This is a genomic window from Robbsia sp. KACC 23696 (assembly GCF_039852015.1).
GTDB lineage: Bacteria > Pseudomonadota > Gammaproteobacteria > Burkholderiales > Burkholderiaceae > Robbsia.
In genome coordinates, this window is the sequence record NZ_CP156627.1 from 805,794 (window position 1) to 820,984 (window position 15,191).

3 protein-coding genes (1 of these 3 only partly in view) are annotated in these 15,191 nt (G+C 65.5%); all 3 read left to right on the forward strand.

The window, feature by feature from the left end; all coding sequences use genetic code 11:
* Positions 1-9,201, forward strand: partial view of a non-ribosomal peptide synthase/polyketide synthase gene (locus ABEG21_RS18270; protein WP_347556843.1) — the 3' portion only. 6,297 nt of this gene lie to the left of the window's left edge; only the last 9,201 of its 15,498 coding nucleotides appear in the window; its start codon lies beyond the left edge, outside the window; it ends in the stop codon at positions 9,199-9,201.
* 72 nt (positions 9,202-9,273) lie between these two features.
* Positions 9,274-12,633 (forward strand): amino acid adenylation domain-containing protein, encoded by a 3,360-nt coding sequence (locus tag ABEG21_RS18275; protein ID WP_347556844.1) that lies wholly within the window; start codon positions 9,274-9,276, stop codon positions 12,631-12,633.
* Between the two features lie 191 nt (positions 12,634-12,824).
* A complete protein-coding gene (locus ABEG21_RS18280; protein WP_347556845.1) occupies positions 12,825-15,113 on the forward strand; it encodes a TonB-dependent siderophore receptor in 2,289 nt (762 codons plus the stop codon).
* Positions 15,114-15,191: the final 78 nt, after the last annotated feature.

Below are 15,191 nucleotides of genomic sequence, written 5' to 3' on the forward strand. Positions count from 1 at the left end.
AACCATCTTCGCGAGGATGACCGGGTCCTGAATGCCTTGCCCGGTATGACGGTGGCATGGCTGCCGCCGCTGACGGGGATGGCGCAGTGCGAACTGACGCTGACGACGACGGAAAGCGTCACCGGCGCCATGTCGGCCAGCCTGACCTATGCAGAGACGCTGTTCGATGCCGCGACGATGGTGCAGTTCGGGCGGCATTACGTGTCGATGTTGGCGGCCTTGACCGACGCCTCGGCGCAAGTCCTCTCGGATGTCACGTTGTTGTCCGAGCGGGAGCGGGACGCGTTGCTGGCCCAAGGGACATGCCCCGAACCTTATCCGGATGCCATGCCGGTTCACGCGCGCATAGCGCTTGCAGCACGGACGCATCCGGAACGACTCGCCGTGCGCTACGGGGAGACGCGCCTCAGTTATGGCGAGCTGGATGCGCGGGCGAATCAGCTGGCGCATCGACTCGTCGCGCTCGGTGTCGGCCCCGAGGTCGGCGTCGGCATCGCCGTGGAGCGGTCGGTCGAGATGGTCGTCGGTCTTCTTGCCATCCTGAAGGCCGGTGGCGCGTATGTCCCGCTGGATCCCGAGTATCCGCAGGAACGGCTGGCCTACATGCTCGACGACAGCCGCATCCGTCTGCTGTTGACGCAGTCATGGATCCGCGCCCGTCTGCCGCTGTCCGACGCCGTGACGCTGCTGGATCTCGATACGATCGACGTCTCGCAGGAGCCCGTGGACGCGCCCTCGGTCGGCGTGCACGGCGACAACGTCGCCTATGTGATCTACACGTCGGGCTCCACCGGACGTCCGAAAGGCGCCGCGAACCGGCACAGCGCATTGACGAACCGCCTGGCCTGGATGCAAGCCGCCTACCGTCTCGATGCGCACGACGTGGTGCTGCAGAAGACGCCGTTCAGCTTTGATGTATCGGTCTGGGAGTTCTTCTGGCCCTTGGTAAGCGGCGCCGGGCTGGCGCTTGCCGAGCCCGGGGCGCACCGCGATCCGCAACGTCTGGTCGCGTCGATCGCGGCGCATGCGGTCACGACGCTGCATTTCGTGCCGTCGATGCTGCAGGCATTCGTCGATCATGCGGGTGTGCGCGCCTGCACGGGACTGACGCGGATCGTGTGCAGTGGCGAGGCCTTGCCGGCGGATCTCGCGAACCGGACGCTGGCGTTGCTGCCGCGCGCGGCGCTATACAACCTCTACGGCCCCACCGAAGCGGCGATCGACGTGACCCATTGGCAATGTCGCCCCGGCGACGCGGTGGTGCCGATCGGCAATCCGATCGGGAATGTCAGCACTCATGTGCTCGATCGATCGATGCAGCTCGTGCCGCGCGGGGTGGCCGGCGAGCTGTATCTGGGCGGCGCGGGCCTGGCGCGCGGTTATCTGTATCGGCCGGCCTTGAGCGCCGAGCGCTTCGTGCCCGATCCGTTCGATCCGAACGGCGCGCGTCTGTACCGCACCGGCGATCTGGTGCGGTGGTCGGCGCAGGGCGCGCTGGAGTATCTGGGCCGGCTCGACCATCAGGTCAAGATCCGCGGCTTCCGCATAGAACTTGGCGAGATCGAGACGCAATTGGTGCAGGCCGGGGCGCGTGAGGCGGTCGTGACCGCCCAGGAAGGCCCGGGCGGCACGCGACTGGTCGCGTACGTCACCGCGCAAACCGGACCGGCGCGCGATGTGCATGCCGACGTGAGCGACGATGTGACCAGTGATGTGGTCAGCGATGTGGCCAAATTCCGCATCGCTCTCGCGCGGCACTTGCCGGACTATATGGTGCCGGGCGTGATCGTCATACTCGACGCGCTGCCGCTGAACGCAAACGGCAAGGTCGACAGAAAGGCGCTGCCGGCGCCGACCTATCAAGTGCAGGGCTATCAGCCGCCGGAGGGCGCGGCGGAAACCGCACTCGCAGCCATTTGGCAGGCCGTGTTGGGCGTGGATCGGGTCGGCCGCCACGATAATTTCTTCGAGTTGGGCGGCGATTCCATTCTCAGCCTGCAAATCGTCGCGCGCGCGCGGCAAGCCGGATGGCACGTCAGCTCGCGGCAATTGTTCGAGCACCAGACGGTCGGCCTGCTGGCAACGGTCGCGCGGCGAACCGATGTTGATGCCGATGTCGATGCCGATGCCGTCGCGGTTCAGCAGGAACAGGGCAGCGTACCGCTGTTGCCGATCCAGTCGTGGTTCTTCGCCACGCCGGTGGCGAATCGCTCCCACTGGAACCAGGCAGTGCTGCTCGAAGGCGAGGTCATGCCCGACAGCGCCGCGCTAGCCATCGCGCTGGATGCCGTGGTGGCGCACCACGGGGCATTGCGTTTGCGCTTCACGCAGGCTTCAGACGGAACCTGGCAGCAGGCCTATGCCGCCGACGCCGACGTCGGCATGACTGGCGCGCTGCTGTGGGAGCGCGAGGGCCGCGATGCGCATGACATCGAGGCACTGTGCGATGCCGCGCAACGAAGTGTGAACCTGGCCGACGGCCCGGTCTTGCGCGCGGTGCTGATTCGCCTGCCGGAAGGACAATGGCGTTTGCTGCTGGCGATTCATCACCTTGTCGTGGACGGCGTATCGTGGCGGATTCTGTTGGCGGATCTGGAGGCGGCATATCGCCAGACGCGGCTAGGGCGGAGCGTGACGCTGCCGGCGAACGGGACGACATATCAGGCATGGGCCGACCGACTCGTCGAGGCGGCGCAACTTGAAACGACGCGTGCCGAGTTGCCGTATTGGCAGACCGTCCTCGAGACCTCGGCACACATTCCGGTAGACCGGGACACGCGGACCTCGACGGTCGCGGATCTCGTGCAATCTGTCCATCAGCTCGATCGTGGACGCACGCGGCGCCTGTTGCAGGACGTGCCTGCCGCCTATCGGACGCAAATCAACGACGTCCTGTTGACGGCGCTGGGGCGCGCCCTGTGCACGTGGACCGGGCGCGATGCGATCCGTATCGACGTGGAAGGCCATGGACGCGAGGATCTGTTCGACGATGTCGACCTGAGCCGCACGGTGGGATGGTTCACCAGCTTGTATCCGGTCAAGCTCGACACCTCGGGCGAACCGGGTGCCGCCCTGAAGCGCGTGAAAGAGTCCCTGCGTTCCGTCCCGCGACGCGGCATCGGCTTCGGCTTGCTGAGGTATCTCGGCGACGCGCAGACACAATCAGCGCTGCAGGACGGCGCGTCGTCGGTGGTATTCAACTACCTCGGGCAATTCGACGGCGCTTCCACGGAGGCGGATCGTTGGCAGATGGCGATGGAGTCGACAGGTGCATCGCAAGATCCGCACGCCACGCCGACGCACGCGTTCTCGTTCGATGCAAAGGTGTACGACGGCAGCCTGACCGTGACGCTGAGCTATGACAGCGCGCGTTTCCACGCGGCGACCGCCGACGCGTTGCTGACTTCCTATATCGCCGAGCTTGACGCGTTGATCGCGCACTGCGCGTGCGGCGTGATCGGCGTGACGCCGTCGGACTTTCCCTTGGCGGCGCTGACGCAGGCGCAGTTGGACGCACTGCCCGTGGGCGCGGACCAGATGGCGGATCTGTATCCGCTCTCGCCGATGCAGTCGGGGATGTTGTTTCACACGCTGTACGCGCCGGAGGGCGGCGCCTACCTGAATCAGTTGCGCGTCGACGTGGAAGGGTTGGACGTTGCACGATTCCGTGCGGCGTGGGAAGCGGTGAGCGAACGTCACACGACCCTGCGGACCGGCTTCGTCCAGCAGGACGAGGGCTGGCTGCAATGGGTGGCGCAACGCGTCACCTTGCCGTTTGCCGAGCACGACGGGCGCGCACGGTCGGATGGCGTCGAGGCGCTCGACGCATTAGCGCGCGCAGAACTGGCGCGCGGCTTCGATCTCGCCTGTCCGCCGCTGCAGCGAATCGTGCTGGTACGCACGGGCGCGCAACGTCACCACCTTATCTGGACGCATCATCATCTGCTGTTGGACGGCTGGAGCGTATCGATGCTGATGGGCGAGGTGCTGCGGCACTACGACGGCCACACGCTATCCGCGCCGACGGGCCGCTATCGGGATTACATCGCGTGGTTGCAGGCGCGCGACGAGCAGGCCGGGGAGGCCTATTGGCGCGGTGTACTCGCGCAGATGGGCGAGCCGACCCGTCTTGCCGCGTCGCTGCCGCAAGACACGCAAGATAGCGGCACCGTGGCGCAATCGGCGTCCGAGGGTCAGGACGAGCAGCTGCTGGAATGGTCCGAGCCGGCGACGGCGGCCCTGGTGGCGCTGGCGCGCCGCTGCCGCGTGACGGTGAACGTGCTGGTGCAGGCGGCCTGGGCGATGGTGCTGCAACGCTGGACAGGGCAGGCATCGGTGGTATTCGGCGCGACGGTGTCGGGCCGTCCTGTCGATTTGGCCGGGACAGAGCAACTGTTGGGGCTGTTCATCAACACGGTGCCCGTGATCACGTCGCCGCGCGGCGACGCGGTACTCGGCGACTGGCTGTCGGCGTTGCAGGCGCAAGGCGTCGCCTCGCAAGAGCAGGCGCATACGCCGCTGTTCGACATCCAGCGATGGTCCGGTGCCGGGTCGGAAGGATTGTTCGACACGCTGATCGTGTTCGAGAACTATCCCGTCGATGCCGCCTTGCGCGAGACGGCGCCGGGGGGACTGGTATTCGGCGCAGTGGGATATCGCGAGGAGACCAACTATGCATTGACGCTGGGCGTGACGCTTGGCGCGCGCCTGGCGGTGGCGGCGACCTCCGCCCGCACGGCGATCGCCGCGACGTCAGTCGCGCGGATGCTGGCGCAGATGCAGCGTGTCCTGGACGCCTTCGTATCGGGGGGCGCGTCGGTGCGCATCCGCGAGATAGCGCTGCTCGATGACGCGGCGCGCGCGCACCTGCTCACGCTGGGTCGCAACGATGCGCTGTCGGTGCCGACGCGCCTCGTGCACGAACGTATCCGCAGGCAGGCCGAGCTGACGCCCGACGCGATCGCGATCGTGTACGGCGACGCGCGCCTGACGTACGGCGAACTCGAGCAGCGTGCGAACCGTCTGGCGCACCGTCTGGTGGCGCGGGGCGTCGGGCCGGAAGTGCGGGTGGGCATCGCCGTCGCGCGGTCCATCGAGATGGTGGTCGGGCTGCTGGCGATCCTCAAGGCCGGCGGCGCCTATGTGCCGCTCGACCCGGACTATCCGTCCGAGCGCCTGGCCTACATGATAGAGGACAGCGGCATCGCGCTGACGCTGACCCAGCGCGCCGTGCGCGCGACGCTGGGCCTGGCGGACGCCGCTGTGATCGAACTCGACGCACTCGATCTGTCCGCGGAGTCCAGCGCGGCACCCGATGTCCGCGTCGATGACGATCATCTCGCCTATGTGATTTATACATCGGGCTCGACTGGCCGGCCAAAGGGCGTTGGCTTGCCGCATCGCGCTTTCTCGCGACACGTGCACGTGTCGGTCGGCTTGTTCGATCTGAACGAACGCGATCGGGTCTTGCAATTTTCGACGCTGAACTTCGACGGCTTCGTCGAGCAACTGTTCCCGGCCCTGACGATCGGTGCGCGGGTCGTGCTGCGCGGCCCCGCGCTATGGGACAGTGCGACTTTCCGCGAGCAGCTCGTATCGCACGGCATTACCGTGGCGGACGTGACCACGGCCTACTGGCAGTTGCTGACGCAGGACCTCGACAGCGGCACGCTGCCGGATCTTGGCGGCCTGCGCCGCCTGCATGCCGGGGGCGAGGCGATGTCGCCGCAGACGCTGCATCTGTGGCACCGCGTGGCGCCCGTGGGCATCACGCTGGCGAATACCTACGGCCCGACCGAGGCAGCGGTGACGGCCAGCGCGTATCTGTGCGACACGGATGCCGCGCGACATACGCGGCTGTCGACGGTCCCGATCGGTCGTCCGCTCGGCGGCCGGACGCTCGCCGTGATGGACGCCGACCTGAGGCTGGCACCGTACGGCGCGACGGGCGAGTTGTGCATCGGCGGCGCGCTGCTTGCGCGCGGCTATTTGAATCGCCCCGGGCTGACCGCGGAGCGCTTCGTGCCGGACCCATCCGATGCGCATGGCGGCCGGCTGTACCGCACGGGCGACCTCGCGCGATGGAATGCGCAAGGTGAACTCGTCTATGTCGGGCGCATCGATCACCAGTTGAAAGTGCGGGGCTTCCGCGTCGAGCTGGGCGAGATCGAGGCACAGCTTCTTGCGCAGCCCGATGTGCGCGAGGCCATTGCGATGGGCGCCTCGCATGCGGGCACGACGCGCGTCGTCGCCTATGTATCGGCGCAGGCGGGGCGTGCGCTCGATGCCGCGGACTTGCGTTCCGCGCTGGCACGCTCGCTGCCCGACTACATGGTGCCCGCCGCGATCATGGTATTGGACGCGCTGCCGCTGAACCCGAACGGCAAAGTGGACCGCAAGGCGTTGCCCGAGCCGGCGTATCGCAGCGACGGCCATGAGGCGCCGCAAGGCGCGCTGGAAACGACGATCGCGACGATCTGGTCGGACGTGCTCAGTGTCGCGCAAGTGGGGCGCCGCGACAATTTCTTCGCGCTGGGCGGCGATTCGATTCTGGTCATGAAAGTCGCCACGCGCTTGCGTGCCGCGACCGGGGATGCGCTGTCGCTCCCGTCGATCTTCGGTAATCCGACGATCGCCGGGCTGGCCGACCACATCGCCACCCTGCGGCAGGCGTCCAAGCACGATCAAGCCGAGCCGGTGTTGCATCGCATTGCACGCGAGACGGCGACGGACGCCACGATGTTGCCGCTCTCGCCCGCGCAACGCCGCGTCTGGATCGCGTCGCGTCTGGCGGGGCCGACGTCGTCGGCGTATAACGTGTCCGCCTCGGTGCGGCTCGACGGCGACGTATCGGCAGCCCGGCTATCGGATGCGCTCGCGCGGCTGGTCGCGCGCCACGACATATTGCGCACCCGCTATCCGGACCACGACGGTCTGCCGCATACGGTGATCGACGCCGACGGCGCCGTCGATTTTTCGATCCATGACTTGCGCGAGATACCGGTCGATCAGCATCCGGCGCGATTGCGCGAGATCACTCTCGACCGACTCGACCGGCCGTTCGATCTGGCCGGCGCCGCATTGTTGCGCGCGACGCTTGTCCGGATCGACGCGCGTCAGGCGTTGTTGATGCTCTCGATGCATCACATCCTCTGCGATGGCTGGTCGATGGACGTGCTGGTACGCGACTTTTGCGCCTTCTATGCGGCTGGCGCACAGGCAGTGCTGCCGCCGTTGCCGGTGCAGTATGTCGATTACGCCGCGTGGCACACGGCTTTGCTCGACGGCGCGCGCGGCACCGCGCTGAAGGACTTCTGGCAGCGGCAGTTGGCCGGCGCGCGTGGCGTACTCGATCTGCCCGCCGACTATCCACGGCCCGCGACGGTCGCCGATGCCGGCGATGCCCTACATGCCACGCTCGATACCGCCCGCGTCGCGCGACTCGCACGTTTCGCGCGCGCGCACCAGGTGACGCCGTTTGTCGTGCTGCTATCTGCGTTCCAAGTTTTGCTGCATCGCCTCACCGGCAGTCGCGACGTGCTGGTCGGGACCGATGTTGCCGGCCGCACCCGCGTCGAGTTGGAGCAACTGATCGGCTTCTTCGTCAACGTGGTGCCGTTGCGCCTGACGGTCGCGCCGGCAGGCGCATCGGTGCCGGTGGCGCAGCTCATCGCGCACACGCATGCGACGGCCGTCGCGGCGCTCGAACATCAAGATCTGCCGTTCGATCAGATTGCCCGATGCGCGCGATACGAACGCGATGCGACACGTAATCCGCTGGTGCAGGCGCTGTTTGTCTCGCAAAGCAAGGCATCGGCACCGATCGCGCTGCCCGGCGTTGTCGCCGAGCTGATCAAGCTGCCTGCCAGCCACTCGAAATTCGACATGGCGCTGTTCGTCACCGAAGGCGACACGGAATGGGAGGTCGAGTGGGTCTTCGCGACCGCGCTGTTCCAGCACGCCACGATTCAGCGCTGGCTCGATCAATGGCTTCGTTTAGTAGAGGACATCATGACGCAATCCGACCTTTCCCTTGCGGGCGACACGCCGTCACCGGCCGTGCCGGATACCGCCAAGCCGGCCGCGCGGGTCGCTCCCGGCGACAAGTTCGCGAAGCTTAAGAAGATCGCGTCGCGGGGAAGTCGTGCCGCGTCCGCGCCCGAGGCCGCACAAGCCGATGTTCCGGCGCGGATCTCGCTATTGCAGCCGGGCAGGATCATGCCGGTCGTGCTGGAGCCGCTTAGCGCCGACGTCGATCCGATCGCCTGGGCCGCGCGACACCGCGACTTCATCGATGCGACGCTGGCGCGGCACGCGGTGATTCTGTTCCGGAATTTCCGACTCCCCACGCCGCAAGCGTTCGAAAGCTTCGCCGATGCGATGTCCCCGGGCCTGTACGGGAACTATGGCGATCTGCCGAAAAAGGAGGGCGGCAAACGGACCTACCGTTCGACGCCCTATCCCGAGCGCGAAATGATCCTGTACCACAACGAAAGCGCCCATCTCGAACAATGGCCGCGCAAACAGTGGTTCTTCTGCGAGTTGCCGTCGCGTGTGGGCGGGACGACGCCGATCGTCGACTGCCGCGAAATGCTGCGCGAATTGCCGGCCGATATCGTCGAGCGCTTCGCGACGAAGGGCTTGATCTACTCGCGCACGTTCACCGATCGACTCGACGTGTCGTGGCGCGACTTTTTCGGTACCGACGATCGGGAGGTGGTGGCGCGCCGGCTCGATGCGGCCGGTACCGCCTTCTGCTGGCTGGACAACGACGGCTTGCAGACGCGCTCGGTCAGCCCCGGCGTGATCACGCATCCGGTAAGCGGTGAACGCTGCTTCTTCAACCAGGTGCAACTGCATCATCCGTACTTCCTGAAGCCGGACATTCGTCGCGATCTGCTCGATATGGTCGGAGTCGATTATCTGCCGCGCAATGTGTTTTATGGCGATGGCTCGCCGATCGACGACGCCACGATGGCCCGCATCGGCGAAGCGTATGCGCGTTGCGCTGTGCGCTTCGAATGGCGCAAGGGCGATGTCGTGTTGCTCGACAACATGCTGTCCGCGCATGCGCGCGATCCGTACGAGGAGCCGCGCAAGATCGTCGTCGCGATGGGCGAGATGGTGTCGCGCGCCAGTGTGACGGGGGCGTCGGGCACGGCGCAGGATGCCGCCGACAACGCTGTCACGAAGCAGGTCTGAGGGGCACGCATCAAGTGTATGCATCCGGTGCACGCGTGCAGGTATTCGGTAAACGGACAAGAGTGGGAACCCATGAGTAACGCGATTCATCAGGCCGAGAACGTCGGCCATGCCCTTTCGGCGGAGCAGCAGGTCGTGCTGGCCGCTCCGATGCTGCGCGACAATCCGGCGGTATTCCGCGCCACGCTGAGCGGTGCGTGGCGGGACGCCGATCTGCAACGCGCTTTCGAAAACGTGTTTGCGCGGCACGAGATCTTGCAGACGACGTTTCGGGAGACCCCCGGCTATGCGCTGCCGAGACAATATCCATGCGACGGCACGCCGCCGCGCATGGAGACAATCGATGCGATGCAGGCCTCGCGCGAGGACCTGGTGCAGGGGGAGCGCGAGGCAGCCCGCCTCGGCACCGAGCGTCTCGTCCGCTGTGTGCTGCTGCGCCACACGGCGACGCATGCGCGGCTTGTCCTGAGCGCGTCGCGACTCGTCGCCGACGAAGCCGGGCTGGCGCGGCTATATCGGGATGCGCTCCACGCGTACGGGCCATCCGGCGGCGACGCGCCGATCGCGGATAGCGATACGGAAGACGACACCGACGACGGCGTGATCCAGTACACCCAGTTCGTCGAGTGGCGTGAGGAGCTGGCGCTCGGCGACGACGCGCACGATGGCGCTGCTTACTGGACCGCGTATCTGGCGCAGATGGCGGCCGATCAGGCGCAAGTGCCGGCCTTGCCTTATCGGCGCAGTGCCGCGTCGGAGGCGTCGCCATTCGCCCAGCCGCCGCGCGCGGCGGCGCAGGAAGCGGCAGCGCAAGACACGAGGTGGGTGCGTGCCATCGATATCGACGACACACTCGACGCGGCAGCGCGCCAGTGTGGCGTGCCGACCGCCGTGCTCACGCAGGCGGCGTGGTGGCTGCTGCTCGCGCGCATCGCGGGAGACGCGCACGTCGTGGGCGCCTGGCAACACGATTGTCGCGACGACGCGGAGATGCTGGAAAACGGCATCGGTGCTTTCGTCCGGACCTATCCGGTCGCGCTGAACTGCGACGCGACTCGCCCCTTTGCCGCCTTCGCGCAGGAATGCGCCACGGTGCTCGATGCGCATCGGTCATCGCTGGAGTATTGGCCCGCCACCCCGGCAACCCGCGACGACGCCTTGCCGACATTCGATCGCGTGGCCTTCGCGACGGCGCGCATCGTCCCGGACCTGTCGATCGACGCCGCGGCGGGGCATCGTTCCGCGTTCGCCGATCGCATCCAGGCCTTGCTCCCCGGCTATGAACTCGCCTTGCAGATCGACATCGATGCCGCGGGCACGCCGCGCCTCGCCACGTTGTCCGCAAGCGCCGATTGCTATGCGGCAAACGATGTCGACATGCTGCTGCGTCAATATCAAACACTGCTTGCCGCCATCGCGTCGAATGCGACCGCGCCACTCGGCGATCTCGCCATCGATTCGCCCGAGCGGCAGCGCGCGCTGCGCGCATGGCGCGGGGAGACCAAGGACTGGGGCACGCGCACGGTGCCGGCCGCCATTGCGGCATGGGCGGTGACGCGGCCGGACGCGCCGGCGCTGGTCGCCCCGGAGCGTTCGCTCAGCTATGCCGAGCTGGAGGCCTGCGTGGTGAAGACGGTCGCGCTGCTCGCCGCGCATGGCGTCGGCCGGGGCGGTGTGGTCGGACTGTCCTTGCCTCGGTCCGCCGGGCTCGTCGTCGCGCTGCTGGCGGCGATGCGCGCGGGTGCCGCCTATCTGCCACTGGATCCGAGCTGGCCCGCGTCCCGCCGCGACGAGATCGTCGCGCAGGCCGGCGCAGGCATCGTGCTATGCGAACGCGGCGCGGCAGTGTCGTCGGCGCATGTTGCGTTCGACCTGTCGGACGCGTGGGATGACACGCACGACACGCGTGACACGTCGTCGATCGCCGCAGCGGCCGACGACGGTGTGGCGTTGCGCGATGACTCGGCTTACGTGCTCTACACGTCGGGGTCGACGGGCAAGCCGAAGGGCGTCAAGATCGGTCATCGACAACTGTTGAACTACGTGGCCGGCAGCAGCGCGGCGCTAGGTCTTGCCCACTGCACGCGCTTTGCACTGACCTCGACGATCGCCGCGGATTTGGGCAATACGACTTTATTCGGTGCGCTATACAACGGCGCCTGTCTGGTGATTCCGCGCGACGAGGACATGAAGGACGCGCAGTCATTTGCCCAATTCCTTCGGTCGGGCCGGATCGACTGCGTGAAGATCACCCCGTCGCACTTCGGCGCATTGACCGACGCGGCGGACATCACGCTGCCGCGCGTCGTCATTCTCGGCGGTGAACCCGTTCCTGTCGGCCTCGCCGCTCGCATCAAGCGCATCGATCCGACGACGCGCGTCTTCAATCACTATGGGCCGACGGAAACGACGGTCGGCGTGCTCGTGCACGAATACGGCGTGTCGTCGGGCGAAGTGGCTCCCGGGCCGAGCCTGCCGCTTACGCTGCCGCTACCCAACTGTTACGCCTATGTCCTGGACGCGGCACGCAGGCTCGCGCCTGTCGGGATGCCGGGCGAGTTGTATATCGGCGGCGCGCAGCTCAGTGACGGCTATGTCGAGCAGGCGAATGCCGACGTCTTCGTCGACGATCCGTTTCAGCCGGGACAGCGCCTGTACCGAAGCGGCGATCGCGCCCGGTATGTGGCCGGTGGCGGCGTGCAGCTGATCGGGCGCGCCGACGCGCAGGTCAAGATTCGGGGATTCCGGATCGAGCCGGCGGAAATCGAGGCGGCGCTGCTGACGATCGACACGGTCCGTGAAGCCGCCATCCGCGCATGGGGGGACGACACCGGGCGGCAACTGGCCGCCTACATCGTGCTCGATCGACCGGATAGCGACGTCGGCGGCGACATCGCGCGGCTAAGCGAGGCCTTGGCGTCGCGCCTGCCCGCGCCGATGCTGCCCGCGCACTGGGTAATCGTCGCGCATCTCCCGCGTCTTGCCAATGGCAAGATCGATCGCAGAACACTGCCGGATCCTCGGCTGGACGTCGCACGCGAGGCGGCTATTCCGCCCGGCACGGCGCTTGAGACACTGCTGCTGCGCGTCATCTCGCAATTGCTCGGCAACGACCTGCGCGGCGTCAACGTCAGTCTTTTCGAGGCAGGCGCCGATTCGCTGGTCGCCATCCGTCTGGCCTCCCGTATCCGGGAGTTGCTGCACATCGAGATGCTGCCGGGCCTCGTATTCGCCCATCCGAGCGTCGCGCGTCTTGCTCGGGCTTTGTTGGCGCTCGAACCGTCGCCTGGCGCCTTCGAGCGCACCGCGGCGCTCAGGCTGAAGCTGGATGCGATGACCCCTGCACAGCGCGAACGGATGCTGCAACTCGCGCGGGATCGCGCCGCACAGGAAGACGCGGGCATGTCTGGAAAAACAGTGCATTTAGGATAATAAAAACGGTCTGTCTTCCTCACTAGACGTTGCAGAACGTTCTGTAAACAATTACTATCCTGGATTGTAATTGAGAATCATTACAATTTAGCGGGGATTGTTAGGTTCGGTGTAGCAGTGAGGAAGCGGGCGGGGAGGCCGAGCGGGGCGGATCCCAATTTAACGTGATCGATGACATGGCGATGCGGGGCATGAAGAACCAAAAGATAAGAAAAAAACACGATGTGAGGCGCGACGCGGTGGTCGGCTTCCTGCTATCGACCGGCGTGTTGTCCGCCGGATTGATGTCTGCCTCGATGGCGATGGCGCAGCAGACGGGGTCATCGGGCACCGACGCCGCCACGCCGTCTTCTGCCCGAGCATCCGCGCCGGTGGCGGCGAGCGGGACGGATCAGACGCTCGTAACGAACGCATTGCCTGCGGTGACCGTTTCCAGCAAGGAGGACCCCGCAGTCGCGGCGGTCAATCCGGCGACGACGGTAGGATCGAAGACGGCACTGACGGAGCGGCAAATCCCGCAAAGTGTCACGGTCATCCCGCAGCAGCAGATTCAGCAGCAGAATATCAAGACGCTGAACGATGCGATGCGCTACACCCCTGGCGTCACTGTCGCGCAGGACGATTCGGAACGGACATCGTATTATTCTCGCGGCTTCCCGATCCAGACCTGGATGATGGACGGCTTGCCGACGCTGCAGAGTCTGGTGACCGTAGCGCCGAATCTGGCGATGTACGACCGTGTGGAAGTGCTGACAGGCCCCGACGGCTTGCAAACCGGATTCGGCAGCGAAGGCGGCACCGTCAACCTGGTACGAAAAAGGGCACCCAGTACCTTCAGCATGAACGCCGAGTTATTCGGCGGCAGTTACAACGATTTTGGCGGCACGCTGGATGTGGGCGGCCCGATCAACAAGGCGGGCACATTGCGTGGCCGCGTCGTCGGCAATGTGCAGAACCAGGACCTGATGTGGGATGGCTCCTGGCGTCACGACAAAATGTTGTACGGCACGCTGGAAGCGGATCTGACAAGCAACACGACGTTGCGGGTGGGCGCCAGTTACGGTGAGACGGACCAGAAAGCAAACTGGACGGGCATCTCCTCATACAGCACGCCGGTCAATGGTAAATATGTGCTCTACGGCAACCGCTCCCAATATGTGGGGGCACCGTGGAACGACAATACGTACTACAGCAGAACCGCGTTCGCCGAGCTCGAACAGAAATTAGGCGCCGGCTGGACCGGAAAGCTGGCCTTCAATTATCTGGCGAACAGTGCCAATGTGCTGAACGAGTCGGCCACGGGCGGCGTCGAGAACGGCACGGACCTGCTGAGCGTCACGGCGAATAAATATCACCAGTGGGACAATCAGCAAACGGTCGATGCCTTCGTCAATGGACCGGTGCATTTGTTCGGCCAGACGCACACCTTGACCTTCGGCGCCAGCTACACGCACGAAAACTTCCAGACGAGCAATTCGCGCTGCGGTCCGGACGACAGCCCCGATGGCGGCATCTTCTGCACGCAGACGATGACGTTGCAGGAACTCCTCAATGCGCCGCAGCCCGCATTCAATGGCCCGAACTTTACCTATACGACGGCGACGAATCAGCTTGGTCTATATGGCAATGGGCGTTTCCAGATTGCGGATCCGTTGACCCTGGTGCTCGGGGCGCGGGCCACATGGTGGAATACGATCAGTAAGGGCGCCTTCACCGGCACCAGTCACATCTCCGGGAAAGTGACGCCTTACGCGGCGCTGATCTACGATTTCGCGCAGAACTATTCCGCCTACATCAGTTACACGTCGATTTTCCAACCGCAAAGCGCCACCGATGCCGATGGACAGGTGCTGAAGCCGGTGAACGGCGTGCAATACGAGGCCGGCGTCAAAGGCGAATATCTGGGTGGCAAGCTCAATACGTCGATCGCGCTGTTCCAACTGACCGAGGAAAATCGGCCCATCGCCGATCCGCGATATCCGGATGCCGGTTTCTATCTCGCCACCGGGCGGGCACGAAGCCGCGGTGTCGAACTGAAGGCGACCGGTCATCTGACCGATCACTGGACGGTATTCGGCGGCTATACCTACACGGATGCGTCGTATGTGGACGGCAGCGAACTGCCGCAGTTCGCGAACAATATGGGCACCGTCGGGTTCTCCAGCATCGCGCCGAAGCATCTGTTCAAACTGTGGACCAGTTACCAGCTGCCAGGCAAATACCACCGCTTTACCGTCGGTGGCGGCACCAATATCTCCAGTGGTATCTGGGCGACCGATGGTGCGGGGAACTATCTGACGCAAGGCGGGTTTGCGACGTTCGATATGCGCGTGGGCTATCAGATCAGCAAGCAACTGAGCGCGGCGGTGAACGTGACGAATATTTTCGATCGGCGCTACATCGCTTCGCTTGAAAACCCCTATGCCGGCTTCTACGGCAACCCCCGTCAGATCGTTTTCACGCTCCGTATGAGCTTGTAAAACAGGCGTAAAGAGACGCCCATCGAGTCGCTTTCGATGGGCGTCTCGTCATTGGCGGATCAGGACATGGTATGCATA

Bases quoted from the DNA above. Each gene is read 5' to 3' on its own strand.
- ABEG21_RS18275 (WP_347556844.1), top strand. From the start codon at position 9,274: ATGAGTAACGCGATTCATCAGGCCGAGAACGTCGGCCATGCCCTTTCG.
- ABEG21_RS18280 (WP_347556845.1), top strand. From the start codon at position 12,825: ATGAAGAACCAAAAGATAAGAAAAAAACACGATGTGAGGCGCGACGCG.